Annotated in this window: 24 protein-coding genes and 1 tRNA gene; 11 read left to right on the top strand and 14 right to left on the bottom strand. The window is 69.3% G+C overall.

Annotated features, from left to right (window positions below):
• Positions 1-28 precede the first annotated feature (28 nt).
• From ABKW28_RS08900 to ABKW28_RS08860, 9 genes are all read right to left on the bottom strand, one after another.
• Positions 29-415, bottom strand: coding sequence for a TadE/TadG family type IV pilus assembly protein (locus ABKW28_RS08900; protein WP_348608415.1), 387 nt, complete (start codon positions 413-415; stop codon positions 29-31).
• Positions 416-619: 204 nt separating this feature from the next.
• Positions 620-844 (bottom strand): hypothetical protein, encoded by a 225-nt coding sequence (locus ABKW28_RS08895; RefSeq protein WP_348608412.1) that lies wholly within the window; start codon positions 842-844, stop codon positions 620-622.
• A 70-nt stretch (positions 845-914) separates the two neighbouring features.
• A complete protein-coding gene (locus ABKW28_RS08890) occupies positions 915-1,838 on the bottom strand; it encodes a hypothetical protein (RefSeq protein ID WP_348608409.1) in 924 nt (307 codons plus the stop codon).
• Entirely contained in the window at positions 1,835-2,755 is a 921-nt protein-coding gene (locus tag ABKW28_RS08885; RefSeq protein ID WP_348608407.1) for a hypothetical protein, read from the bottom strand. Before ABKW28_RS08885 ends, ABKW28_RS08890 begins: the two co-directional genes overlap by 4 nt.
• A 1-nt stretch (position 2,756) precedes the next feature.
• On the bottom strand, positions 2,757-4,094 hold the full coding sequence (locus tag ABKW28_RS08880) for an ATPase, T2SS/T4P/T4SS family (protein ID WP_348608404.1): 1,338 nt from the start codon (positions 4,092-4,094) through the stop codon (positions 2,757-2,759).
• Positions 4,094-5,296 carry a hypothetical protein gene (locus tag ABKW28_RS08875; RefSeq protein WP_348608401.1) on the bottom strand — a complete coding sequence of 401 codons (1,203 nt, stop codon included), beginning with the start codon at positions 5,294-5,296 and terminating at the stop codon, positions 4,094-4,096. The genes ABKW28_RS08880 and ABKW28_RS08875 overlap by 1 nt, the downstream gene beginning before the upstream one ends.
• A 7-nt stretch (positions 5,297-5,303) precedes the next feature.
• Positions 5,304-6,011 carry an SAF domain-containing protein gene (locus tag ABKW28_RS08870; RefSeq protein WP_348608398.1) on the bottom strand — a complete coding sequence of 236 codons (708 nt, stop codon included), beginning with the start codon at positions 6,009-6,011 and terminating at the stop codon, positions 5,304-5,306.
• Positions 6,008-6,949, bottom strand: coding sequence for a hypothetical protein (locus ABKW28_RS08865; RefSeq protein WP_348608395.1), 942 nt, complete (start codon positions 6,947-6,949; stop codon positions 6,008-6,010). The genes ABKW28_RS08870 and ABKW28_RS08865 overlap by 4 nt, the downstream gene beginning before the upstream one ends.
• The gene (locus tag ABKW28_RS08860) at positions 6,937-7,539 is read right to left on the bottom strand and encodes a hypothetical protein (RefSeq protein WP_348608392.1); all 603 of its coding nucleotides are present in this window, start codon (positions 7,537-7,539) and stop codon (positions 6,937-6,939) included. The genes ABKW28_RS08865 and ABKW28_RS08860 overlap by 13 nt, the downstream gene beginning before the upstream one ends.
• A gap of 502 nt (positions 7,540-8,041) precedes the next feature.
• On the opposite strand from ABKW28_RS08860, the gene ABKW28_RS08855 reads away from it, so the two are divergent.
• On the top strand, positions 8,042-8,332 hold the full coding sequence (locus ABKW28_RS08855; protein ID WP_348608389.1) for a helix-turn-helix domain-containing protein: 291 nt from the start codon (positions 8,042-8,044) through the stop codon (positions 8,330-8,332).
• Here ABKW28_RS08855 and ABKW28_RS08850 read toward each other — a convergent pair.
• A complete protein-coding gene (locus tag ABKW28_RS08850) occupies positions 8,311-8,772 on the bottom strand; it encodes a helix-turn-helix transcriptional regulator (RefSeq protein WP_348608386.1) in 462 nt (153 codons plus the stop codon). The two genes, ABKW28_RS08855 and ABKW28_RS08850, sit on opposite strands and share 22 nt — an antisense overlap.
• A gap of 998 nt (positions 8,773-9,770) precedes the next feature.
• On the opposite strand from ABKW28_RS08850, the gene ABKW28_RS08845 reads away from it, so the two are divergent.
• From ABKW28_RS08845 to ABKW28_RS08820, 6 genes are all read left to right on the top strand, one after another.
• Positions 9,771-10,046: a hypothetical protein gene (locus tag ABKW28_RS08845; RefSeq protein WP_348608383.1), complete on the top strand. Its 276-nt coding sequence runs from the start codon at positions 9,771-9,773 to the stop codon at positions 10,044-10,046.
• A gap of 474 nt (positions 10,047-10,520) precedes the next feature.
• Entirely contained in the window at positions 10,521-10,751 is a 231-nt protein-coding gene (locus tag ABKW28_RS08840; RefSeq protein ID WP_348608380.1) for a hypothetical protein, read from the top strand.
• A gap of 8 nt (positions 10,752-10,759) precedes the next feature.
• The gene (locus tag ABKW28_RS08835; protein WP_348608377.1) at positions 10,760-11,473 is read left to right on the top strand and encodes a hypothetical protein; all 714 of its coding nucleotides are present in this window, start codon (positions 10,760-10,762) and stop codon (positions 11,471-11,473) included.
• A 150-nt stretch (positions 11,474-11,623) separates the two neighbouring features.
• The gene (locus ABKW28_RS08830; protein WP_348608374.1) at positions 11,624-12,532 is read left to right on the top strand and encodes a helix-turn-helix domain-containing protein; all 909 of its coding nucleotides are present in this window, start codon (positions 11,624-11,626) and stop codon (positions 12,530-12,532) included.
• Positions 12,529-13,098: a thermonuclease family protein gene (locus ABKW28_RS08825; RefSeq protein WP_348608371.1), complete on the top strand. Its 570-nt coding sequence runs from the start codon at positions 12,529-12,531 to the stop codon at positions 13,096-13,098. Before ABKW28_RS08830 ends, ABKW28_RS08825 begins: the two co-directional genes overlap by 4 nt.
• A gap of 128 nt (positions 13,099-13,226) precedes the next feature.
• Positions 13,227-13,475 carry a hypothetical protein gene (locus tag ABKW28_RS08820; RefSeq protein ID WP_348608368.1) on the top strand — a complete coding sequence of 83 codons (249 nt, stop codon included), beginning with the start codon at positions 13,227-13,229 and terminating at the stop codon, positions 13,473-13,475.
• A gap of 1,015 nt (positions 13,476-14,490) precedes the next feature.
• On the opposite strand, the gene ABKW28_RS08815 is transcribed toward ABKW28_RS08820, so the two are convergent.
• Entirely contained in the window at positions 14,491-15,390 is a 900-nt protein-coding gene (locus ABKW28_RS08815; protein WP_348608365.1) for a hypothetical protein, read from the bottom strand.
• Positions 15,391-15,636: 246 nt separating this feature from the next.
• Between ABKW28_RS08815 and ABKW28_RS08810 the strand changes: the two genes are divergently transcribed.
• The 4 genes from ABKW28_RS08810 to ABKW28_RS08795 all read left to right on the top strand — a co-directional run bounded on the left by ABKW28_RS08810 (position 15,637) and on the right by ABKW28_RS08795 (position 19,351).
• Positions 15,637-16,077: a hypothetical protein gene (locus ABKW28_RS08810; RefSeq protein WP_348608362.1), complete on the top strand. Its 441-nt coding sequence runs from the start codon at positions 15,637-15,639 to the stop codon at positions 16,075-16,077.
• Between the two features lie 130 nt (positions 16,078-16,207).
• A complete protein-coding gene (locus tag ABKW28_RS08805) occupies positions 16,208-17,656 on the top strand; it encodes a hypothetical protein (RefSeq protein ID WP_348608359.1) in 1,449 nt (482 codons plus the stop codon).
• 226 nt (positions 17,657-17,882) lie between these two features.
• Positions 17,883-18,068: a helix-turn-helix domain-containing protein gene (locus tag ABKW28_RS08800; RefSeq protein ID WP_296210502.1), complete on the top strand. Its 186-nt coding sequence runs from the start codon at positions 17,883-17,885 to the stop codon at positions 18,066-18,068.
• A 149-nt stretch (positions 18,069-18,217) separates the two neighbouring features.
• A complete protein-coding gene (locus ABKW28_RS08795) occupies positions 18,218-19,351 on the top strand; it encodes a site-specific integrase (protein WP_348608356.1) in 1,134 nt (377 codons plus the stop codon).
• Between the two features lie 176 nt (positions 19,352-19,527).
• Here the strand turns inward: ABKW28_RS08795 and ABKW28_RS08790 are convergent, their stop codons facing one another.
• The 3 genes from ABKW28_RS08790 to ABKW28_RS08780 form a co-directional block, all read right to left on the bottom strand.
• Positions 19,528-19,704 carry a hypothetical protein gene (locus ABKW28_RS08790; protein ID WP_348608353.1) on the bottom strand — a complete coding sequence of 59 codons (177 nt, stop codon included), beginning with the start codon at positions 19,702-19,704 and terminating at the stop codon, positions 19,528-19,530.
• 453 nt (positions 19,705-20,157) lie between these two features.
• A tRNA-Met gene (locus tag ABKW28_RS08785) sits at positions 20,158-20,231 on the bottom strand.
• A 75-nt stretch (positions 20,232-20,306) separates the two neighbouring features.
• The gene (locus ABKW28_RS08780) at positions 20,307-23,345 is read right to left on the bottom strand and encodes a UPF0182 family protein (RefSeq protein WP_348608351.1); all 3,039 of its coding nucleotides are present in this window, start codon (positions 23,343-23,345) and stop codon (positions 20,307-20,309) included.
• Positions 23,346-23,356 lie beyond the last annotated feature (11 nt).

The following is a 23,356-nucleotide window of genomic DNA, read 5'->3' as shown; positions in this document are numbered from 1 at the left end:
AACCGCGTTCTGTGAGAGGCTCAAGCCGTCAGTTCCCACCGGCATACCCTTCAGAATTCGTGAACTCACGGGAGGGTTCGACGAATCTCTCGACCGGCGCCGTCGCGGTGGACGTGATCGAGCCGCCCAGCCACGGCGCCAAGGTGACGATCTCGACCGTGACGGTGACGCGGGCCTCGGTAGCCGAGCGACTGACCGAGACGCTCGAGCCGGTGACCGCCGGCTTGCCGTCGTCGTTGATGTACTCCGTGGCGGTGCTGCTGCCGGAGCCCTCGGTGCCGTCGTAGCGGGCCGTAGCGACCGCTGCTTCGCGGGCCGCAGCCTCGGCCACGCGTTGGGCATGGAACCGGATGCCGTACTGGACCAAGGTGCAGAACAAGAAGATCAGCACTGTGGCCACGATCAGGAACTCCACGCCGGCGCCGCCGCGCTCGTCGCGGCGACGGGACCGGGTTCGAAGTCGGAGCCTGCGGAGGACGCTGAGAGGGCGGGGGCCGCGCTGAAACGGTCTTGGACAGTTCGTACAGGTATTCATGCGGTCGCACCTCCTCTTGGGTGACGGAACGGATCTGACGGCGGGCCCGGTGGTCTGGGTAGGGCACGCGGCGGTGGGTGCGAGCTACTTGCCGAGCTGGCCGACGAGGTTCTTAGCGAACGCCATGACCGAGTCGCCGGCGAAGTAGGCGATTGCAATGCCGGCGCCGAGGATGACGAGCCACTCGACAGCGCTCGCGCCGCGCTCGTCGCGCTTACGGGGCTCGCGGATGAACGCGACGGCGGAGCCCTTCATGCGCAGCATCAGGGTCAGCATCAGGACGTTGAGAACACGGGACAACTTGAACATCTGGACTCCTCTTCGAGGATCGGGTGGTGCCTGTGGGGGTCGAACCGCTCCGGGCGGCCTGCGGATGGGGTCATGGGGCCCCCGCAGCGGATCGGAGCGCGAGGATGTAGGGAGCGGCGATGTAGACCGACGCGAGCATCGCGGCGACCAGCGTCAGCTGACGCATGGACTCGGTGGCCTTATTGGCTCGCTCGACTGCGCCGGCCAACCGGGACGAACGCATCGTCTTGGCTCGGGCGATGAGCGAAGCCTTGACCCGGGCGCCGTCGTCCTGGGCCAGCTCGATGCTCGAGCGCAGGCTGATCAGCTCGGCGATGCGGTAGCGCTCTCCCAGCTGGCCGAGCGCTTCCCAGGCGGTGATGCCGCGCGAGGGCGCCAGCTCGATCGACGTACGGATCTCATCGAAGACACGCCTGGTGCCGATCTGTGAGGCGGCCGGAAGCGCCTGAGCGTGGCCCTGGCCGGCTTCCATGCTCATGGCGACGAGGTCGAGGTAGATCGAGAGCGCCTGGGTGTACTCCTCGCGGGCGCTGGCCGCCTGGTTGCGCAGATCCCTGATGGAGAGGACGACGGTCATGACGGCCAGCACAGCTCCGACGATCGGCGCCCACGTCACGGTGACGTCGTCGCCACGCAGCCGGCGTGCCAAGACCAGCACGATCGGGGCTACGCCGAACCCGAGCGCCAGTCCCGTGACGCGGGTCAACCAGGACTGCAGGTCGCGTTGGGTGATTGCCAGGTCGGGCGCGAGGTTGTCGAGAAAGTCGGGCCGGTGGGTTCGCAGGAGTTCGGCGACCCAGCGGGCGATGCGACCGATGGGTGATGGCTGCTGGGGCGAGTCAGCGCGCTCGGTGGCGCGCTCGCGGCCGCGGCGCCAGTGGTCGATCTCGGCAACCAGGTCCGGGGCCGGCGGGAACAGCAGCCACCGCAACTGCAGCAGCCCGAGCGCGAGCAGCGCGCCAAGGACGATGACGCCGGTCGTTGCGTGGTTCATCGGTTCCCCTCCTCGTCGAGTGCCCTCCGGGCGCCGGGCAGTGTCTTGGGCCGGTAGGTGGCTGCCTCGAGCACCTCGGCGGAGGAGGACAAGAACCGCGGCTGGATCTCGGGTTCGGCGAGCTTGCGGACCCGGCTGAACACGAATACGAACGCGACGGCCAGGAGCAGCGGCAGGACCTGGGCTGCGCTATCAGCCTCGTTGGGAAGGCTCGGCGGCGCGAAGAGGTTGGCGCCGATCACCAGCACCGCGGTCAGGGCAGCGACCTGAGCGGCCTCGCGGCGGATCATGTTCCGCTCGCGCATGATCTTGGTGCGCTGCTCGAGCTCGTCGCGTAATGCCTCCGACAGGGTGCCGAGCACGTCAGAGAGCCGGCCGCGGCGTTGGCGGGCCGACAGCGCGAGCGCGGCAACGACGGTGTCGGCGCTGGCGTCGTCGACCTCGTCGGCGAACAGGCTGAGCGCCTCGGGCAGCGGGACCTTCACGCTGAGGCGGCGCGACATCAGCCGCAGCGGGACGATCAGGACGTCGGAGGCGGTGTCGACGGTGCGAGGGATGACCGACTCCAGGCCGGAGCCCTTCTGGGCCAGGTCGCGCAACGCCTCGGTCCACTGGGCCAGCGCCTCCAGCTTGGCCAGGGCGGCGCGCTCGGCGCGGCCGCCACCGACCACCATCGGCCACAGCACCACCGCGGCGCCGGCGATCACGCCGAAGACGAGGTTGCGGCTCACCAGCACGACCACGAGACCCACCGCACCGCCGGCGATGAGGGTGCGCTGCTCGTGGGCGGAGAACCGGCTGGAGGTGGTGCGGACCCGCTCTCCCGTTCGCACGGAGGGAAGCAGCGGCAAGCCTCTGATCAGGCGTGCGATGCCGAGCAGGCCGAGGGCCAGCGCGATCCCGAGAAGCGCGACCATGTCAGACCCACCGTCCCGGGTCGGGGTCGCCGACGTCGCGGTAGCCGACCTCGCGCAGCGCCTCGATGCAGTTGATGGCCACCGGCTCGTCGCGAACCGCTCGGCCGTCGGGCCCGGGCCGGAAGATCTCGTTGGTCTTCAACCCGTGCTCGTCGTAGCCGACGATCTCGCGGACCGAGTGAACGACCCGGCGCTGGTCACCCTCACCACGGAAGCGGCGTGCGAAGACGAGGAAGTGGAGGCCGTTGGCGATCATGCTGACCGTGGCCGCCCGCGGGAGCCGCTCGGGGGCCTGCACTGCATAGGCGATGATGTTCTCCACGATGCCCTCGGAGCTGTTGGCGTGGATCGTGGACAGGCTGCCGTCGTTGCCCTGCATCATCGCGTTGAGCATCACCAGGGCCTCATCGCCGAGGACCTCACCGACGATGACGCGGTCGGGCCGCAGTCGCTTGGAGATAGTGACCAGCTCGCGCATGGACACGGCTCCCTCGCCCTCGGCGTTGGCCAGCCGCTCCTCCATCACCACGGTGTCGGGGTGGGCGTCGACGTCGTCCTCCAGGCCCAGCTCCAGGGCCCGCTCGATGGTGATCAGCCGCTCCTCGGGACCGATCTCGGTGGCCAGCGCACGCAGCAGCACGGTCTTACCGGCGCTGGTCTCGCCGCCGATCATGATGTTCTTCTTCGCGCGGACCGCCGCGGCGAAGAAGTCGGCCATCGGTTGGTCGATCGTGCCGTTGGCCACCAGGTCCTTGAGCGTGTAGCGCATGTGCCGGTGGTGCAGGCGGATCGCGATGACCGGCGCGGTGCTGACCGACATCACGGCCTGGACGCGCGCCGAGCCCAGACGGAAGTTCACGTGCGGGTTGGCCGAGTCGAAGCTTCGGCCCGACAAGCCCTCGTGGGCGGCGAGGGTCTGGATGGTCTCGATGAGCTCTTCGTTGGAGGCGAACACCGGCCCGACCCTCGACCTAACACCGTTGGTGTAATCGACGAAGACGTTCTGCCAACCATTGACGTCGATCTCTTCGATCCGCTCGTCGCGCATCAGCGAATCGAGCGAGCCGTACCCGTAGAGACGGTTCTTGAGACCGTTGACCAGGTCCTGGTTGTCCTCCCACGACATCTCACCGAAACCGCCCTCAGCCTGGGACCGGGCATGCTCGTCGACGACCCGGTGGGCCAGCTCGGCCTTGAACGCGTCAGTGTCCTCATCCGACAGCGGCGTCTGGTGCCGGCGCCGGCGCTCAGCCAAGTCCTCCTCGAGCAGGTCGCCCACACGGACCTGGAGACGGCGCAGCAGCGCGTGGTCCAGGCTCGGTGCCTCAGATCGCTCCATCAGCTGCGCTCCTGCCGTGCTGCGGTCTCCCAGCTACCAAGCGCAGCACCCTGGCCGTCCGTCTGGCCGTCCGTCTGGCCGTTGGTCTGGCCGTTCGCGTGGCGGTTGCGCTCGTCGGCGCCGGTAGGACCGCCATCAGGCGTCTCGGCGCCCTGATCCGGCGTCCACGCCGGCGGCTGCGTGGCCGACTGCGTGGCCGGCTGGTGGCCCGCTGCACCGTTCTGTTGACCCTCGACATGGTTTCCGTCGTCGGCACCCGGCGGGCTGTGGGACACGTAGGGCGAAGCCCACGACCACGGCTGCTCCTGCGCCTCCTGATCACCGCGGCGTCGACGGCGCGTACCGAGCTTGTCTCCGCTCTTGGCGGACGGGTCGGCGTGCGAGAGCCCGGTGGCCAGGCCGACCATCCACATCACCTTGCGAGCCGACTTCATCAGCGCCGACCTGCGCAGCGGCTTGCCCCAGGGGTCGGCGCCGCTCTCCAGCTGCGTGACCGCAGCCGGGTCCCAGGCGAGCCAGCTGACGCCACGCAGGGTGGGTCCGACCGCGGTCTCGCCGAGGATCTCCGCGACGCTGTTGGCGATAGCGCTGCCGTGCTGGCGCGGCGCGATCACCACCGGCAGCACGATCGGGGGCCGGCCGTTGCGGTCGGCAATCGCCGGGACGAGAAGCTCGAGGCGATCGACCATGTGCTGGACCGATGCCATGTCGCTGCGGCACACCGGGACCAGCGCGTCGGCTGCAGCGGCGACCGCCAACGACGGCGACCCGGTGTGGATACGGCCGAGGTCGGCGAAAACCGGCACCGACTGCGCTTCGAGGGCGCTGGCCAGCACAGGCCAGGCCATCGAGGTGCCGTGCTCGGCCGCCATGAACCCGGGCACGACCCGCACGTGCACTGACACCTCGTGCGAGCCGTCGCGCCACAGGTCGCGGTGACGTCGCTCCGACGGCCCCCCAGGCCCGTCGAGCAAAGTGCGCGGCCCTGCCGTCCGCCCCTGACCTGACCGGCCGGCGCTGACGCTGAGCACGGTCGGGGTGGTCGGCAGCGGGTTGCCGGCGTGGCGGATTCGCAGCGCGAGGTCCCCGCCGTAGGGGTCAGCCTCGACGACGACGGCAGGCAGGCCTCGGGCGGCCGCCAGCGCTAGAGCGGTCGTGGTCGATCCAGGAGCACCGCGGTCGGCGCAAATGGCGAACAGCATGCTGACCTCACTCCCCCGCCGTGTCTCGGCTGGAGAGGGGCGCCTGGATGATCGTGACTTGGCCTGCGGCGCTGTAGGCGGCGACCTGCTCGGCCTCGCCGGCGTCGACGAGGACTGTCACGACACGAGTGCCCTCGGGGGTGTCTCCCACCGACTGCACCGACGCGGCCTGGGAGAGCACCGCGGGTGCCTCCAGCTGCTCGCTGGACCCCTCGGCTCCCTCGACGGGCACCACGATCACCGACACGACGTCGCCGGCGGACAGGCCGCCAGGAACGCGTCCGTTCGGCAGCGAGATCGCCACGACTCGCTCCTCCTCACCGGGGACTAGCTCGTCGGTCAGCGCGGCGTCGGTGAGGACCTGGCCCTCGACGAGGCCGGACGCGGCGCGCTTGCCCACGACCGAGTCGATGTCGGTGGCCGGGATCGCACCGGTCACGCCGGCGACCTCGACGGACCGGACGTCGCTCTCCTCGATGACCTGGCCGGCTGGCACAGCGTCGGTGACGGCGAGGACCTCAACCCGGTCGCTCTGGGACTGGAACAGGGCCAGCAACCCAAGCACCACGATCACCACGAACAGCACCGCCGCCGCCCACTGGCCCAGGCGGCGCGGAGCGCGCTGTCGCACCTCGCCCAGGGTCGAGCGCAGGTCCAGGCCCGCGTCGCGCGAGCCGCCTCGCTGCGTGTTAGTCCGCCCGGAGGTCATCGTCATTGGGTCACCACTGTCTGGCGCTGGCGCACCTCGATCGTCGTTGCGTCACCGGCGGGTGCGTCGACCTCGCCGAGATCGCCGTTGGGAGTCAGGCAGGCGCCGTCGCAGTCCCAAGTGACGCCGTAGACCAGCTGCGCGGAGACGCTGTGCTTGTCACCGGTCGGGTCCTCGATGGACTCGTAGGCGAAGGAGCAGCTCGTCTTCGCCGCGTCGGTCATGCCCTTAGTCCAGACCCGGCCGGCGTCGTAGCAGCTGGTCACGTCAGTGCCCATGTCCCAGTCCACGCGGATGGGTTCGGCTGTGACCGTCACCGACGTCGGGCCGGCGGTCACCGTCTCGGTCAGGTCGTGCCACTGCGCCTCGGGCAGCCACAGCCAGTTGTCGATGTGGACGTAGGTGTGGAAGCCAGGTCCCGGCGCGATCTGCGCGTTGGCGTTCTCGAGCTTCATCCGGCCGAGTGCCTCCTGGGCGAGCACCGCCGGGTCAACCAGTGGGTCCTCACCGTTCGGGACGAACCACGAGTTCTCCGGGATGGTCACGGTGTAGTCGCAGCTGTACACACTGCCTTCCGATGGATCGTGCCCCTCCCACAGCGGTGACCCCGCCGGAGGGTCGGGTGTGACCTGGAATGCATAGCAGCCGTGTCCGGCGTCCCAGGTGCCGCCGTACTCGTCGTTGCACGGCACCTCTTGGTCGCCGTCGAAGCAGCCGGCCGGCTCAGTGCCGCCGTCGCCGCCGTCGTCGCCCGGGTCCTCGTTGCCCGGGTTACCCGGGTCCACGGCGGGAATGCAGATCCAACCGCCGGGGATCTCCGAAGGCGACTCGCCCGGCGGGCACGCGGGAGGATCGGCGGCGGCCGGCGAACCAGTCGTCGCCGAGACCACTAGGACGCCGACCAGCAGTGCGGCGGCTGCGAGAAGCGACTTCACGGCGTGCATGGCCGGGCTTTCCCAGTAGAGGCGTCGACGACGCCGTAGATCAGCCAGTCGAAGCCCTCAGGCTTCTCGAGAGTGATCGTGCGCAGGTTCGGCTTCTGCTGCCACTTCACCGGCTGCGCCGCTTCACCGCGCTGCGTCACCTTGACCGTCGTGTAGTCCACACACTGGTTGATCACGACGGAGAGACCGCTGTCGCTGATGGACTTCGCCCGCGACCAGTAGACATCGGCCAAGCCCTCGACCTGCACGTCCACCTGCTCGTAGCTGGACAGCATCCGAAGCCGGCCCTGCCACAGCGGCGACGGGAAGTACTGCTTGAAAAGCGCCTCGGCGCGGTCGGTGACCTTGCCAGCAGCCCAGATGGGTTCGCTTCGGGTCTCGTACTCCTGGTAGCGCGAGAGTGCGTCGTCGAAGGCGCTGAGCTGGGCGTCGGTGTACTTGTCCTGCCAGGCCGTCTCCGCGGGGCTTGGCTCAGTCGGAGACGGACTCTGCGAGGTGGGCGTGCTCGACGAGGAGGGCGTGGCCTCCGGCCCGTTGTCTCCCCCGCCGCACGCAGCCGTGAAGGCGACAAGCACGATCGAGACGGCCACAACTGCGAATCGTCGTGGGGACATCATTAGAAGCGACCTCCCGAGTAGTGAATCCGAGGTTCAGTATGGTAATGCGGTTTTCGGACAGTGGCCGGTCTCGCTTGTGGGGCGGTGGGCCGACTGAGCGAGGTCGGCGGCGGGTTCACTCGTAGGTTCCTCACTTCCGTAGCGGGCAGGTCGAGCAGGACGGCAGATCCCGTCGTCCTGGTCTCCTAGGACGGTCTGGCATGCCGGAACGATCATTTTGGGCAGAACTTGGCTGATCGCCACTAGTGGAACCATTACTGCGCGAACTTGGACGTCGACTCCGCGAAGTGGTCATCGGCTACCTCGACACGCGTTCGTCCAAGCCGTTACTTAGTCCTCCTACGTCACCCGAAACGGCGCCCACTACGCGAGGGAGCCCGGCCTGACACCGACTCTAACGCACTAAATGCGAAAGCGACAGAGTCGTCAAGTCGGGCAGAATGCGGGCGTGCCACGACTGTCAATGCCCGGAGACATGCCCGACGACGTGCTCTCCGCCATCGACGTCATCGGCAACAATGTGCGCACGGAGATCCTGCGCCGCCTGGCGCAGAGCCAGTTAACCGCGCACGATTTAGCTGAGCGGATCGGGGTGCACGTGGGCAGCATTCACCGGCACTTGGTGGTCCTCGAGCAGCACAACCTGGTGACGACTGACGTCGCCCTGGGCAGGCGTCGCGGGCAGACCGTGCTGTGGCGCACCGACCGCGCCGAGGTCGCCGAGTGGGCCGAGTTGTGGGCGCGCTATGCCTCGGGTCGGGACTGACGGGACCGCTCGGCGCGCTGGGCAAGGTCGAGCGCTTCACGTACGTCGCCCATCGACACGTTGAGCGTTCGCGCGATCGCGCGGAGGTTGTCCGCGCTGGGCGGTCGCGCCCAGCAGCCTGACTCCCAGCGTGCGTAGCTCCGGGTCGAAATGTGGGTCGCGCGGGCAACCTCGGCCGCAGAGAGCCCGGCGCAGTAGCGTAGGGCTCGCAGGTCGCGGCGTTCCGGGTCGACGTCAAGAAGCTCGACGACGGCAGTCTTGAGTACACCCGCCAGGCGTGCCAGCGAGTCGGGCCTCGGCTCGTCGAGGCCGAGCTCCCAGCGCGAGATGCGTTCGCCGCCGGCGACGCCGACCAGGCGCGCGAGTTGGTGCTGGGTCAGGCCCAGCCTCTCCCGGGCTGCCCGCAGTGCCGTGGGATCGACGCCGGAGCTCATCAGCATCAGACCATAGTGTCCACGCTGCCGGTGCCTGCTCAGCGCGCTGCGTCACCTGGTCGAGCGTGGGGAACTCGCCGCGTTGAGGCGGGCGGTGACTGTCGTGCCCGCCGGTTTCGTCCGCGCGGACATCGGCTGGCGCCATGGCTGCCCACTCGACCAACATGGCCAGGGACGTCCCTGCCGCTGCCTCTACAGATCCGCACGACCAGTTGAGTCAAGCCCCACCACGCCGAGGCCCACGTCCCGACGCTGGCGGAGGCGTCCAGCGGACCTCATCCCCCGTTCGAGTTCGATCATCACACGTGGCCCACCGGCAGGGCCAACGGTTGGTACGGGTAAGGCGGCACGGTGCGAATGCGCCGAGTGTTGGCCGGTTCTACGCTGCCCCAAATTCGCGTCGAGCGCTGAGCCCGAGAGCCGTCACGCGAGAATATCGCGCATCTGGTGGGCACGGCGCGCTCCTGCACACCGGTACCCCACCGCCACTGATCGACGCCGAGGTCGCACCCGTCGAGGGACGCTACGCCGCGCTGCTTGACACCCCCTGAGTGCGCAACGCGCAGCCAAGCGCATCGGCTGCCTGCTCGGTACAGACGCCGGCGGTGACGGCGAGTGGCGCGTCCGTACCGGTGACTACCGCATCGTCTACGAGATTCGCGACCAGGTTCTCTTGGTCTTGGTGCTCGCCGTCGGACACTGCCGCGAGATCTACCAGCGCCGCTAGGGATCTCGGCCGGCTCTGTAGGAAACGCAGCGGGATCCGGTCGCCGCTGGCCGCGCGGACAGACCGCGATCCTCTCGCCGACTTCGATTGCGCTCAGTGATCGCCGGGGACGAGTTCCGGTGCCTAGGTGACTAAGGACCACGGACGAACGAAGAACCGAGGTGGACACCTGATGAGCACTTCCCAAGCAAGCGATCCGACCCCTTACTCCGGGCCTGGCGTGGTCACCTTCACCGCCGAGGGCGAACGAGCCCTGGACGACCTGGCCAGGCGCCTGGTGGACGAGTTCGACGGCACCACCGAGAGCATCGTCTCGCTCCTCGAGCGGGTCCTCACGACCGATGTCGCCGACTTGGCGGCTGCCCTCGACATCGCCGACCCTGGCCCCCGGAGCCAAGAGCGGCGCGAGCTGCTCGATGGGGTCAACGTCGACGAGACCACCCCGAGGCAGAGCCCGGACGAAGCCGCTAGACGCCGGCTAGGGGCTCACGCGGCCGAGTTCCTGCGGCGCACGCCCACGAGGGGTCGCGAGGTGGCAGGCCCCGACCGCTGAGTCCCGCCTGGACTCCGGCTGGTGTCCAGCTCTGCCCACTCGTCCAGATGCCAGCCGTGCCCGGCAGGAGTCGAGAGTCTGCCCGCACCAGGAACCTGCTCACCGGGCGGATGCGGGGCAGGCTGGTCCGAGCTCGTCGACGGAGCGCAGTCTCTCTAGGAGCCAACCCCTCGCCCAACGGGGCCGGGAGCCGCGCGTCGGCCAGCTGGTCCAGCAGCGCCTCGTCATCGCAAGAGGGATGGCAGGCGCCCTCGTCGGAGCGCTGTGGCGATCGACTACCCCAAGGCGGCCTCCGGGCGTCGGTAAGCCTCAACGTCGGCCGGAGCGTAGAACCACGCCGCCATCGCCACCCGCTGGGCGCACGCAGTCCGGACAGAAGTTTGCGGTGCAGTGATCGCTCCCGAACCGATGTGACCCCTTGGTGACCACAACACAGGCAGGACCCGTGATCGGTCGACCGAAGGAGCAACAGCCGTGGACGACGCCCAGGCACAGGGGCAGCCGGAGCCCCAGCCGTCTGCAGCGGCCCCGAAGACTGCAGCGCCATCGACAGAGGAGAGGTCGCTCGGTGACCGTGTGCGCGAGGTCCGAGAGCACCTTGAACAGGCGAGCGCTGCCCTGGCCGCTCTGGACCGGCTGCTGCCCGCCAGCACCCAGCCCGTCGACGAGCCCGAGGACCAGGCCGATAACCGGTGCCAGTTGTGACCACGTCGGTGCCGCGCGAGCTCGAGGCGGTCGACGCGGTGTTCGCGGCCGAGCAAGCGGTTCAGCGGGCCCGCCGCGTCGTTGAGGAGTTCCAGGAGGTCGTCACCTCAGCACTCCGGGTGCTCGACGACGCCGAGCTCGACTCGGCCAAGTCGCGCCTGAGCGATCGCGGAGGCTTCTACTTGGAGGCGGCCGCCGAGCACCTCGGCAGGCTCCAGACCCGCTGCAACGAGCTCCCGAACCTGGCCACCGAGCTCGACACCCATCTCGGCCGTGCCGCGGCTGCGGTCGACGAGGCCCGCGCTCGGCTGGCCGAGGTCGACACCAGCGATCCTGCGTTGGCCGCCGGCGTCGAGCAGCTTCAGCCGCGGGTCGCGATTCTGGGCGAGGTCGTCAACCTGGCCCGGCCGATCGCCCGCCTCGCCAGCGAGCACGTCGAGAGTGCACGCCAGGCGAGCCGTGAGGTCACGGCGCCCGGCCTGCTCGAGCCGCAGACCCTCGAGCGCAGCCTGCGGGCCGCCGGCAGCCAGCTGGACCGAGCCGACGAGGACGTACGCCTGCTGGAGACCGTCGTCGAGCGTGCGGCCAGCCAGGCCCATGAGTCGGTCGGGATTGCCACAGAGATCTCAGACAACGCCCGGGCGCGTATGGACGCCCACCGCGATCACCCCGGTGGCCATCCGGCGAGCCACAGCCCGGCCGCCGGCGGACTCTCCCGCTGATACCCGCTGACACCCGCTGCCCTCGCCGACGAGACAACCCGCGAGACCGAGAACACGGAAGAGAGCACGGCCATGACCCAGCACGAGTTCGGCGCCGCCACGGCCCCGGCCGGCTCCCCCGACCATGGCGGCCGACCCCTGGCGGCCACGGTGCTGGCGGCCGCGGGCTGCGGTGACCGTTCCGCGATCGCGGAGCTGACCGCCGCGCTCGACGTCGAGCAGCTCCGGAGCCTGGTCGCCACGCTGGCGGTGCAGGTCGACCAGGTGATGCCCGCCGCGGCCGCGAGCGGCCCGGCCGCGGTCTGTGAGCTGGCGATCAACGCCTCGGCCCCGCTGTTTGGGGTCACCCCGGAAGACATCCGAAGCCCCCAGCGCAGCCGCCCGATCTCCGATGCACGCGCGGTCGCGATGACCGCCGCCCGCGAGAACGGCCTGTCGCTCCCCGCGATCGCCGAGCAGTTCGGCAAGGACCACGGATCAGTTATCCATGCCGTACGCCGCACCCAGCAACGGCCGCGCCTGGCAGACGCGGCCGCCCGGGTCACCCAGCACGTCAGCGACCGCTACACCGAACGCCTGCCCCGCATCCAAGAGACGGCCGCGCCCGTTCCTCAGTCGACGTTCGAGCCGCACGACCTGGTCGACCACGCCGTGGTCGCAACAGCGCGGGCCTTCGACACGACACCCGAGACGCTGATCGGCGCCGACCGGACTCGCGCGACCGCCGATGCCCGCGGGGTCGCGATGACCGCTGCGCGGATGCGTGGGCAGAGCCTTCCCCAGATCGCCCGCCACTTCGACCGCGATCACACCACCGTCCTGCACGCGACTCGGCGGATCGAGAAGACACCTCCGTTGCGCGACCTCGCCGCGAAGATCGCCGGAGAGCTGCCCGATGAGCCTTCCGAGGCCGGAAACAACACCCGTACGGCGGCCGGGCTGGAGACGGTCGGTGCCGTCTCCAGCGAGCCGGCCGGGCCACGCTCACCTGGTGCGCAGCACGAACGCAGGCAGACGCCCGCAAGCACGGCCGATCGCCACCCGCAGGTGGCCCGGTGAGAGCCCGCCACCCAATCGCGCTCGCAGCGACGCTCGCCGTGGCGGCCGCCGCCAGCGCGGTGCTGGCCGGCACCTCACTCGCCGCGCTCCTCAGCGACCCCGGCTCGAGCGACTACCACCCCGCAGCCGCCGGCACGCCAGCCGCCTCGTCAATGGTCACCGCGCGAGTCACCGACGTCGTCGACGGCGACACCGTGCGCGTCCAGACACGCGGCGGCCGCGACCTCGGCCGAGTCCGCCTGCTCGGGATCGACGCCCCCGAGATCGCCCACGGCAGCAAAGCGGCCGACTGCTACGGCGACACCGCGACCGAACTCCTGGCCCGTCTGACACCGCCAGGCGCCACAGTGACTCTCACCGCCGACCCCCGGCAGTCCGACCGCGACGTCTACGGCCGGCTATTGCGCTACGTCGACCACCAGGGCGAGGACCTCTCCACGACGATGCTCGCCGTCGGCGCCGCCAGGCTCTACGACTCCGAACTACCCCTCGTGCGGGCCTCGGAGCACCAGTTGGCGTCCCAGGCCGCCCAGGACGACGCACGGGGGCTGTGGGACGCCTGCTGAGGCACACACAGGTCCGAGACAAGTGGTCGCACGTGATCGCTCCCACCGCCCTGGGGGACCTAGGAGACCAGTACCGGCTGGCCCGTCCAGGTGCCGGCCACAACTCCAGGCACGGAGGGCGGAACATAATGAGCGACGACTCAGCTCGTCACGAGGCCGAGCTGGAGGAAGCGGCCCGCAGGAGCTCAGCGGAGATCAGCGCCGGCGAGGCAGCCGCGGAGCGAGCCGACGGCATGGACGAGGACCGCTCCCCTGACGCCGAGATCGCCGAGGTGCAGCGCTCGGGCCGGCAGCACGACTACACCGACACCGCCGCCTACCACCAGCAGCAGCCCGCCAGCTTCGACCGGCGTCGCCGCGGCGGCCCGCGCCGCTAGGAGACCGCCATGCTGACCACCGCTCACCTGGCGCCGTCTCAGACCACGGCCACCCGCCCGTGCCTCCCCGCCCGGCTCAGCCGGTCCGGACGGTCCCGCACCAGGTGGGTGGAATGTTCCCACACCCTCTCCGGGCTGCCGTGCATGAACCACCAGCCTCACGCCGGCGACGGCCGCGGCTGCGTCCACTACTCGACCTCAGGCGTGCCCGACCGCCACGACTACGGGGACGACGAGTAGCCGAGCCCACCAGGATTCGAGAGGGGCGGAAGGAAGAGCCCGCCACCGTCGGTGTGCTCGCGCATACCGAACCGCTCCCGATACCAAGCCCGCAATTGGAAGGTGCGGGGCCAAGCGATGATGCAACTCTCGCCGAGCACGCCACTGCGCTCGGCAAGGAGCTGGTCCAACAGCGCCGTCCCGTGTCCGGACCGGTGGGGCCACGCAGCAAGAGCACCGAGCCTCCATACTGGAGCGCCGGGATGCTCGCCACCAAGCGACGACGCCAGCGCGCGCATCCTGCGCGGGGAGCCTGAGGCCCACACCGGGGCCACCACCAGCGCTCCCACCAGCGTAGGAATGCTCATGATCACTACGGCAACAGCGGCGCTGACTTGGGGGCCAATCCCCAAACGTAGAGCCGCCACTGCGCAACCAGTCGCCACGGCTCCCCAAGCAGATACAACGACCGCGATCGCGGCTAGACCTGCAAGCGCCGGCCACCGCAGCTCGGCGAGCCCGCGGCGCCGGTCCACACGTTCTAACGCAACCAGGGCGTGTCCATCGAGCGCAATCAGTTGACGAGCGGCCCGCAGGCTTACCAGCGAAGGCAGCCACACCACGACCGAGCAGACTCCGGCAGCAACTGCGAACCCGACATGCCCTCGACCAGGGGCGTACGCGCGGGCTGCGACCCACACCAGGCGCGGAACTTCATGCCAGCTCGGCTCCAGCGTCGCGCGTAGCCCCGCGGGCAGCGCCGATGTTCGAGCAGACGTCACAGAGCTTCTCCGCTTCAGTTCAACGAGAGCGACGTCAGGGGCAGCTGCGTCGCCAACGGCACTGACGGGCCCGGCACGGGCGGCGGTGGCTGCTGCTCGAGGTGGCGGAGCCGCTCCACGGTGGTCGGGTGCTCGTAGCGGGTCAGGAACCGGGCGAGCACGCCGCCCATGCGCTGGTCGACAACGAACTGGTCCCCGATCGCCTCGGTGCGCGCCTGCAGCGCTCGCCCGGCCGCCGGCACCAGATAGGTCAGGGCGATCACGGCGCCGCCTAGCAACCCGACAGCTGCTCGTCCCTCGACCACCGACTGCAGCACGCAGATCACCGCGACCACACCGCGCAGCGCCCAGGCCATCCCCATGAACGGCAGCCATGCGAACGCCGCACCCACCCCTCGGAAGACCATGACAACCGCGCGCCACGGGCTCGTGGCCACCAGGCCCGCGAGCTCGGCGCGAGGACGCCGCGCACGCCGCGCCGCGACTGCTTGCGCTACCAGCGCCACGACCTCGTCGGCGGACACCCAGCCGCGGTACACGGCCTCGACCAACCCAGGAGTCAGCACCAGCGAGCGTCGGCCGAGAACCGTCACCGCCGGCGTCGAGGCACGTTGGCGACGGCGCACCAGCAACTCGAGGTCGGTCACCCCGACCCGTGCCAGGCCGTCGACGACGACCCCCATCACCTGCCGCTCCCCCGCGGTCGCGGCCCGGGCGACGGTCAGCAGCTCAACCGTGGGCTCCTCAAGTCGACCACTGGCCAGCGCCACCAGCACGGCCGTCACCGCCAGCACCAGCGGCAGCGACAAGGACGGTGGCACGAGCGCCACGACCAACATGAACAGCACGAAGCTGACCAGCGCAGCCGGCCAAAACGTCGTCGCCTTCAAGACCGTCATCGGGATCTTCATCATCATCAGCCTCCTGTCGCCCGTGGCCTGCCGCCACTAGTGCTTATTGGCCGACTTGTCATGTCGGTGATCGTCCGACGACCTCGGCGCGACCTAGGCGACCGTGACCAGTTTGTGCCCAGCCACCGACATCAACCCGGTTATCCACAGGCCCGATTTGCTGGCCGGCGCCGGGGCCTCCCGACGTGGCTTGATGAGGACGGCGGCTCGCCCGGGCCGCCGACCCACACGAGTTCCGGAGGCACGGCCATGAACCCCAGCAAGAACCCCACGAGTCCGGTCCTGGGCCAGGTCCTCGAGCGCGGCTCCGATGAGACTCCTCAGGAGGTCCGGCGCCGCCTGGACTCGATGTCGCAGCTGCTCCACCAGGCCGCCAGAACCGTCTGGGCCCGCGCGGGCGAGGACGGCCCGACCTCGCCCCTGCACTCCCTCGGCCTTGGCATCTACCTCGCCCACGGCCAGACCCAGCTGCTCCTCCCCGAGGACCTCAGTGACGTCGAGTCAGACCATCAGTCAGGCCTCGAGATCGACTTAGACGAGCTCGACGAGCGCACCGCGGTGCAGCTGCTCACCGAGGTCGAGGAGCTGAGCCGGCCGCTGCCCGTGTGGCGCGCCGACCTGGTCCACGGCTCGCAGCTGGTAGTCGACGTGTGCGACCTGCTCCGAGAGGCACAGCACCTTGACTGCTGACCCGCGTCCACCCACCCCAGCTCCCTCCAGGGCCACCGCCGGCGGCGTCACGTTCGCCGCGGTCGAGGCGGAGCTATTCGACGCCGACGCAGTTCCCTTCACGACCGGCGACATCCGCACCGTGGGCGAGATGCTCACCGACGTCGACCACCAGGCGCGGCTCCTGCTACTCGACGTCGACGGAGACCACGCCGGCGGACTGGTGCGGGGCTGGCCGGCCCTCGTGACGGCCGCCAACGAACTCTGGGCAGCCCTGCCCCGCACCGGCTACGCCGACGAGCCGCACAGCCGGCCCATGGAGCGCCTGGTCGCCCACGCCGCCACCATCGACAACAGCCTCAGCGCCGGGTGGCCCGGCCGCGGAGACCCTGACCACCGCGTCGCGCACATGGCCGAGACGCTGCAAGCCGCAGGCAACCTGGTCCGCCGCTACGGGCCCGAGATCACCGGCCACGGCGCCGCGCTGCGCCAGGACCTCCAAGCAGCCCGGTCCAGGACCATGCACTCGCTCTACGTCGCCGCGCACGCCGGCAACGTCGCCCTGCACGCTCACGGCCACGATTTGTACCGCGAGGCCCGTCAGGCCGGCCGCAAGGTATCGCTGTCCACGGTCCACTCCCCGCACGTCGTCGCACCTACCGCGACGTGGGTCGGCCGATTCGCCACCGCGGAGGCGATCGCCGGTCGCTACCTCGCCGGCGGCCTCGTCGCCGGCGTCGCCGGCGAGGCGCGCCGCCCCACAGACGATCACAGCCGAATCCCACGCGCCCTGGCCGCCTGGGACATCCAGGCCCACCGAACCCTGGCCGCCCGATCCTCGGCCTCCGACAACGTCATCGTGAGCCGCACCCAAGCCCTCATCGCCGGCGTCGGACTACTCATGGTCGACGCCGACACGCACAACCGTGCAGCCACGGCCTCCGCCGCCCGCCCAGCGAGAGACCGGCTCACCGCGTCGATCGACGCAGTCGGCCGAGCCTGGAATAACCTGGCCAGCCGATGGGACGACCTTCCCGCCCCCACCGATCGACCCGACCCCAAGCTGCTCCGCGCGTCGGCCGAGCTCCGTGCCGCCTACCGCGAGATCACCCACGACACCACCACGACGATGTCCCCGGACGCGATCGCCCAGCACCCCGGCCTCGAGCGTGCACTAAGCGCAACACTGGCCGCGATCGAGAGCGCCCCAGAGCTAGCCGACGTCCTCGCCGAGAAGGCCAGCCAGCCCCGCCTCGTCGGCCGCTCACGCGCGCTCTCCCACCGCGCCCACAACGACATCGAGGCCGGCCTGGCCACACCAGACCCCTCCGGCGACGTCGTCTGGGTCTCCCCCGCCGATATCCGCGCCAAGCGCATGGTCGACCTCCCACGCCCGGTCGAGGAGACTCTGAGAGCTTCCACCGATCAGGCTCGGCGAGCGAGTGCGAAAGCCGCGTCGAGCGCAACCTGCAGCCCTCTTGATTGGCCCGTTGCCGGCGGCCGCGACCTCGAGCTGCGGCAGAGCGTTGGCCGGCTTCTTCCCGTCCAGACGAATCGGGGACCCAATGATCGCTCCGAGCAATCTCGCGCACCTAGGTGACCGTCAGACAACGAGAAACCCTTCTGCAGCGCTTGGGTCCGGACGCAACCGGAGTGAGGGACTGAACACCATGGCACGACCAACTGCAGCTCAAAGGCAGGCACAAGCTCGACTTGATGCACGAGAGACGTCGGTCGCGGCGAGAACAGAGCAGGCTCACTCCGCACAAACCCCGGGACCGACCGGCACGCTCAGCCGGCTCGCGACTTCCCCGACGACTGGTCGCATGTACGACCCGCTCTTGACCGTCGACCAGGTATCGGACTGGCTCGGCGTCCCGAAGGGCACGCTGTACCAATGGCGCAGCCGAAGCAGAGGACCGCGCGCGATTAAGGTCGGCAACGGGATCCGTTACCGGCGCAGCGAGATCGAGACCTACCTCGACCTCCACACCGACGCGCGCCCCGCCTGATCTCGTTAGAATCAGGAACCACCACCGGCTCGGAGGAGTCTCATGTCTCGATACTCATCTGCCCTGGAAATCAACTCGTCGCTTGTGCGTAAGGCCGACCTGTGAGCGGTCGGCCACCGCTGCCCCCTGGGACCTGGGGGAAGATCAGCGTGACGCGGACCACGACCGGGACCTACCAAGCCGAGGCTCGCTATGCCCTCTTCAGTGGGCGCGTAGCCAAACAGCGCGCTCGCGCTCACAGCGAGTCGGCCGCCCGAACCGCGCTCGTCCAAAAGCTGCAGGACCTAAAGGGCTCCGATGTCGGGGACGGCGAACTGACCGGACAGAAGTCGATCACCGAGCTGGCGACCTTCTGGCTGAAGGAGAAGGAGGTCGATAACAACGTCAGCGCCAACTCACTGCGCGCCTACCGGAGCGTGGTGAACAACCAGGTGCTCCCGGCCATCGGACAACGGAGAATCGCCGACTGCCGCACTAGTGTCATCGACCGAGTCATCAAAGACCGAGCCGCGACGGGCGCCGACGTGACAAAGCTGCGCAACGCGCTGCACCAGATGTTCGGCGTGGCAGTCCGGCATGACGCCATCCCAGCGAACCCCGTCAAAGAGGTCGCTCGGATCTCACGGCCGCGGAGGGAGATCACCTACCTCGACTTCGAGCAGGTCAACGAGGTCCGTGCGCTCATCGACACCGAGATGAATCGCAAGCGACCAGGCCCGCGAATGACAGCCGACCTCCGCGACATCGTCGACGTGATGCTCGCCACCGGATGCCGCATCGGAGAAGCCGCCGGCTTCATCTACCCCGAGATCGACCTCTCTTCGCAGACCCCCACCCTGACAGTGTCGGGCACAATCGTCACCGAGACCGGTAAGGGAACATTCCGCCAACCATGGACGAAGTCGGACGCGGGCTACCGGACCCTGTTTCTCCCCCCATTCGCCGTCGACATCTTGATGCGCCGGATGGTCGACAGTCCCGCGAACAAGAACGGCGCCGTCTTTACGACCCGCAACGGGACGTGGCGCCAAGTCTCCAACTGGGAACGGCTTTGGAACCGGGTAGTCGACGACACCGCCTACGACTGGGTCACCTTCCACACCTTCCGCAAGTCGGTCGCAACACTGATCGACCAGACGGTCGACTCGAAGGCGGCACAAGCGCAACTGGGTCACGCCAACGAGGACATCACCCTGGAGCACTACATCCACAAAGCCAAGGTGGCGCCCGACCTCACCGACTACCTCGAGCGGTTCCGGCCGCCCACGACGCCGGCGTCGTGACGCGGCGTCGGAGTCGCCGACGGCAGAGTGCCCTCGCCAACTTCACGGCGAGTGCGGCTGCGTCTTGCTCCCGTGGCGACGCGTCCATGCGACCACGCAGTGAGTCTTGTTAGCGGCAACTGTTCGAGTTCGGCGACCCAGCCTTCGCTGGGCTCCCTCAGCGGAGCGGCAGGTAGTCAGCCCGGCTCTGTCACTCCGGCCGGCTCGCTGGCGCCGGCGATCAGGATGAGCTCGTCGGTGATCACCGACCGCAGAACTCTCTCCGGGATCTCGATAACGCCGGGCATCGTCCGACTGGCGGCAACGCGCTCATAGGCGAGGTCGGCGAAAGTCGACTCGTTGTGCGTGACCACTATGCGGTCCTCCGCGTCAGCCCGCTAAAGGACCTGCAGGTGTCGACGGTCGCGCAGACCGACCTCCTGGAAGGTGACGATGTCGAGATCTAGCTCGCGCCGCTTGATGCCCGGGAGTGTCTTTGTGGTCAAGGTTCTCGTCAGCGAGGAACCTGATCGTCATCCGTTCGGTCGGTCGAGAAGCTTGGCGCGCGCGGCCTCTCCCCGGGGCGCAAACATGTCTCAACTCCGGCTCGCTGTGCACCGCGCTGCTGGGCGCGCAACGCGGTAGGCCTTGACCTCGTCGGGGTGACGCACGCGTCGACGGCGACAGGCGGATGCGTCAGTACTCCCCGTGGTGCAGCGGCCAAGCGCCCACCAAAAGCGCCCAATTTCCGCCCACTTACTGATTCAGGTCAGAAACCTGAAAGGCCCCCTGTCCAGCTTCTTGGCTGGTCAGAGGGCCTTTCCTAGTAGCGGGGGCAGGATTTGAACCTGCGACCTCTGGGTTATGAGCCCAGCGAGCTACCGAGCTGCTCCACCCCGCGTCGGTGATCACCAACTTACACAAGGCCCCGGGGCGCCTCCAAATCGGATGCGCCCCGGGGTCCGTGAGGTGGGTCTCAGCCCTCGCCGTCCGACTCCTCGGCGGTGCCGTCGCCGGCCCCGTCGCCCGTCTCGTCGCCCGTCTCGTCGGCGGTCTCGTCAGCGGTGCCGGTCAGCGCCAGCGCGTCGGCGATCGCGTCCTGGGCGATGGACACCTGGCGCTGGTACTCACCCAGGTCACGGTCGGCGATGGCCTCGTCGGCCGCGTTGAACGCGGTCTCGGCGCGCTGCAGCAGCCGGTCGATCTGCTCGGGCACGGTCCCGCTGGGAGCCTCGCCCCCGGTCTCGCCGCCGTCGCCGCCGCCGTTGTTCCCCCCGTTGCCGCCGTCGCCGGTGTTGCTCGGGGTCACGCCGGAGGAGCGGATCAGGTCCTCGAGCGAGTCGCGCAGCGTCGTGCCCAGCCCGATGTTGTCGCCGTACTTGGTCAGCACGTAGCGCAGGATCGGGAAGCTGGCGTCCGAGAGCTCACGCAGCGCGTAGACCGGCTGGACGTACATCAGCCCGTCGTTGACCGGCAGCGTCAGCAGGTTGCCGCGGATCACCCGGGCGCCCGAACGGTTGAACTGGGCGATGGCGTCGGCGACGTCCTGGTCGGAGGAGAACTGGTTGGCCACGAGCGCAGGACCCGGGGTCTGCTCGTTGGGCAGCTCCAGCACGCTCATCTCGCCGTACTGCTCGCTGGTCGCATCGGAGTTCACCGACACGAACGAGGCCAGGTTGTTCTTCTGGTAGGGCACGTAGACCGAGGTCAGTGCGAAGCTCTCGTCGCTGCCCTCCGCGGCCGGGTTGTCGACGAAGAGGCGGTACGGCGCCTGGAAGGTCCCGCTGACGTCGGGGTCCTCGGGCACCTCCCACCGGTTGTTGCTCTGGTACCAGTCACCGGGGTCGGTGACGTGGTAGCGGGCGAACTGGTAGCGCTGCGCCTTGAAGAAGTCCTCGGGGTAGCGCAGGTGGCTCATCAGCTCCTCGCTGATCTCCTCGCGCGGCTCGACCGTGCCCGGGAAGGCGCCCCGCCAGGCCTTGAGGATCGGGTCCTCGGTGTCCCACTCGTAGAGCGTGACGTTGCCGGTGTAGGCGTCGACGGTGGCCTTGACCGCGTTGCGCATGTAGTTGATCTCGTCGGTCGGCAGCGTCTGCAGGCCGGCGGTCTCCTGGGCCAGGGCGTCGTCGGTCATCTCCTCGAACGACTCCCGCTCCGAGCCGGGGTAGCGGTCGGTGACGGTGTAGCCGTCGAGGATCCAGACGATCCGCCCGTCCACCACGGCCGGGTAGGGGTCGGAGTCGACCGTCAGCCAGGGCGCGACCTTCTCGACGCGCTGGCTGGGGTTGCGGTCGTAGAGCACCTTCGAGCCGGAGTTGACCCGCTCGGAGAGCACGAAGTTCGGCTCCCCGAACTTGATGGCGAACATCAGCTTGTTGAAGAACCCGCCGACCGGCGCGTCGCCGTCACCCTGGTACGTCGTGACCGTGGCGTCGTCCTCGGCACCCACGACGGGCAGGTTGAGCTCCACGTCCGGGTCACCCTCCTCCGCCTTGCCGACCACCGAGTACGTCGGGCTCTGCTCGCCGTAGTAGACGCTCTGCTCGAAGCCGCCGGTGGCCTCCAGGAGGTCCTGCTCGTTGCTCTGGGTGCCCTGCGCCCACTCGATGCCGACCTCGTTGGCGCCGGCGTCCTCGGTGTCGACCTGCTCGCTGTCGGAGCGGTCGCGCTGGTTGGCGTAGGCGGCGATGATGCCGTTGCCGTGGGTGTAGACGGTGGCCAGGTTGGCCCAGTTCTGCTCCGGCACGCCCTCGGGGTTCAGCTCGCGCACGCCGAGCACCAGGGCGCGCTCGGTGCCGTCGATGTCGTAGCGGTCGACGTCGAGGACGTCGGCCACGGAGTAGTAGGCGCGCACCTGCTGGGTCTGCTCGAAGGCCGGGCGCACCACCTGCGGGTCGACCAGCGGGATCGACTTGGTCTCGCCGTCGAGCTGGGCCAGCGACGAGCCCAGGGTGTTGTCGGGCGAGAACGGCTCGACCTCCACGTCCTCGAGGTCGTAGGCCGCCCTGGTCGCCTCGATGTTGCGGGCGATGTAGTCGCGCTCGCGGTTGGGCTCGGAGGGGTTGACCTGGAACTGCTGGACGATGCCGGGCCAGATGACGCCCAGCAGGATCGCCGAGAGCGCGAGCAGCGCGATGCCGACCGAGGGCAGCATCCAGGTGCGGCGCCACACGTTGAGGAAGAACAGCACCGCGCAGATGACCGAGATGCCCAGCAGGATGTTCTTGGCCGGCAGCACCGCGTTGTCGTCGGTGTAGGTGATGCCGGTGATCAGCGCCCCGGACTGGCTGACCAGGTCGAAGCGGTCGAGCCAGTAGTCAGCGCCCTTGGCCAGCACGAAGAGGCCCAGCAGCAGCGAGAGCTGCGCCTGCGCGGCCCCGCTCAGCCGCTCCCCCGGCGACTGCAGCGAGATGCCGCCGTAGAGGTAGTGGGTCAGCGCCGCGGCCAGCAGCGAGACCACGAAGACCGCCATGGCGAAGTCGACCAGGAAGTGCAGCCAGGGCAGGTCGAAGACGAAGAAGCCGATGTCGCGGCCGAACTGCGCGTCCTGGGTGCCGAACTCGCTGCCGTTGCGCCACAGCAGGTAGGTGCGCCAGGCGCCGGCGCCCGAGGTGCCGGAGAAGAGGGCGAGGACCACGGCCACGCCCAGCACCACCCAGCGCCGGATCGGGGTGATCGCGTCGCGGTAGCGACCCATCCCGTTGGTGTCGCCCATGCCGGCGAAGACCGGGCGCAGCCGGTAGGCCAGCACCACGTTGAGCGCGACGACGGCCGCCATCACCAGGCCGAAGACCGCGAACAGCGCCACCCGGGTCCACAGCATCGTGGAGAAGACGCTGCCGTAGCCGCCGGAGGTGTACCAGAGGCGGTCGGTGTAGAAGCCCGAGAACGTCGTCAGCGCGAAGAACAGCGCGATGAGGACGCCGGCGGTGATCACCAGGGCGCGCGAGCGCCCGTTGGTCGCAGGTGCCTGGGGGGCGGCTGCCGGCGGCTCGGGGCCGAAGGTCTCGCTCACGGGTGGTGCCT

Origin of the sequence: Nocardioides sp. 31GB23 (assembly GCF_040012395.1) — a bacterium.
GTDB lineage: Bacteria > Actinomycetota > Actinomycetes > Propionibacteriales > Nocardioidaceae > Nocardioides > Nocardioides salarius.
This window is presented reverse-complemented; position numbering and strand designations above follow the sequence as displayed.